General features: G+C 60.3%; 3 protein-coding genes. All 3 read right to left on the bottom strand.

Annotated elements, in window-relative coordinates; translation table 11 throughout:
- Nucleotides 1-73: 73 nt before the first annotated feature.
- Nucleotides 74-484, bottom strand: a complete 411-nt coding sequence (locus tag AC1DRJ_RS26445; protein ID WP_477804748.1) for an SRPBCC family protein — start codon at nucleotides 482-484, stop codon at nucleotides 74-76.
- A gap of 27 nt (nucleotides 485-511) precedes the next feature.
- Nucleotides 512-1,309 carry an SDR family NAD(P)-dependent oxidoreductase gene (locus AC1DRJ_RS26440; RefSeq protein ID WP_477804747.1) on the bottom strand — a complete coding sequence of 266 codons (798 nt, stop codon included), beginning with the start codon at nucleotides 1,307-1,309 and terminating at the stop codon, nucleotides 512-514.
- 2 nt (nucleotides 1,310-1,311) lie between these two features.
- Nucleotides 1,312-1,762, bottom strand: a 451-nt coding sequence (locus tag AC1DRJ_RS26435) for an aldo/keto reductase (RefSeq protein WP_477804746.1), incomplete at its 5' end; no start/stop codon positions are given.

Below are 1,762 nucleotides of genomic sequence, written 5' to 3'. Positions count from 1 at the left end.
TGGTTTTACGACTGCTTCGCAGCCGAACGCAGCCTCGCAGGCTCGGCAGCTGCTACAGGGTCAACTCGTATTTCTAGGCTGGGTAGTTAGCCCGCAATGCCTCCAGCCCACCCTGATAAATCCCGGTAAACAACGCCACCACTTCCTCCTCACTCACACCCACCGGCTCAAACCGCCCCGACCACGTCACCCGAGCCCCCTGCCCTTGGGCTTCAACATTGATCGTCGCCAAATACGCAGTCGCCGGAAACGGCGCCTGCAGAATCGAATAGCTGTAGGTCTTGCCGGCGTTATCAAACGCTTCAAGCCGCTCAACCACCACTGCACCGTCAGCCGTTTGCAGGCTGCGAACGCGCCCTCCTTCACTCAACTCACTTTTCGGGATAAACGGTAGCCAGTCCGGCAGCGAGTTGAATCCACCAATCAATTGCCACACCTCATCGGCCGAAGCCGGGATATCGATAAACGCTGATGCAGTTGCCATGTAATGCTCTCTCTTAATCAAAAAAATTCAGATCGCCATGCTGTCGACTACACCGCCGTCGACGCGTAATGCCGCGCCCGTGGTCGCCGAGGACAGCGGTGAAGCGATGTAAGCCACCAGATTCGCCACCTCTTCGACATCCGCCACGCGTTGGATGATCGACGTCGGCCGCGCTTTCAGCACAAACGCATCGGCTTCTTCGCGAACGCTGCGACCGGATGCGGCAGTGGCATCCTTGAGCATTTGCTCCAGGCCATCGGTCAACGTCGGGCCGGGCAGGATCGCATTGACCGTCACGCCGGTGCCGGCCAAGCGTTTGGCCAAGCCATGTGACACCGCCAGGTTCGCGCTTTTGGTCACGCCATAGTTGAGCATGTCGGCCGGGATCGAGATGCCGGATTCCGAGGACACGAAGATCACCCGTCCCCAGCCCTGCTTGACCATGTCCGGCACGTAATGCCGGGACAGGCGTACGCCGGAGATCACGTTGACCTCATAAAACCGCGTCCACTCGCTGTCGGGCGTGTCGAAGAAATCCACCTCGTTAAAGATTCCGAGGTTGTTCACCAGAATGTCGGCGCGCGGTTCGGCGGCGAACAGTACCTCGGCGCCTTCGGCGGTACCGAGGTCAGCGGTCAAGCCACGCAACTGCGCATCCGGCACGCTTTGACGAATGCTCGCCAGCGCCTGTTCGACCTTGACCGTCTCGCGGCCGATCACCACCACCGTGGCGCCGGATTCGGCCAACGCCTTGCTGATGCCCAAGCCAATGCCGGCAGTGCTGCCGCTGACAATAGCGAGTTTTCCACTCAGATCGATCTTCATGTTCAAACTCCTGTGATGGGCAATGGCGCGCGGTCGGAGACCAGTTTCGCGTCACGCATCGCTTGCCAGAAAGCCGCGGGAATTACCGCCGACAGCGCGGCAACGTCTTCAGCAATCCGCTCTGGACGGCTAGAGCCTGGAATCACCGCCGCCACGGCCGGATTGGCCAACGAGAACTGCAACGCCGCTGCCTTGATGTCGACACCGTGTGCGGCGGCGATGCGTTTGATGTGCTCGACTTTATTGATGATCGCCGGGCTGGCCTGCTGGTATTCGAAGTGTGTGCCGCCGGCCAGAATGCCCGAGCTGTAAGGACCACCCACCACAATTTCAACGTTCTGCGCCAGTGCAGCGTCCATCAGACGTTGCAAGGCGCGGTCGTGGTCGAGCAGCGTGTAGCGACCCGCCAGCAGAAAACCGTCGGGCTGCGCTTCGGTCAGATCAAGGGTCAGC

It is taken from the genome of Pseudomonas sp. P5_B2 (genome assembly GCF_056400445.1).
The sequence above is the reverse complement of the archived record's forward strand: the minus strand, read 5'-3'. Positions and strand labels throughout refer to the sequence as shown.

Bases quoted from the DNA above. Each gene is read 5' to 3' on its own strand.
- AC1DRJ_RS26445 (WP_477804748.1), bottom strand. From the start codon at position 484: ATGGCAACTGCATCAGCGTTTATCGATATCCCGGCTTCGGCCGATGAG.
- AC1DRJ_RS26440 (WP_477804747.1), bottom strand. From the start codon at position 1,309: ATGAAGATCGATCTGAGTGGAAAACTCGCTATTGTCAGCGGCAGCACT.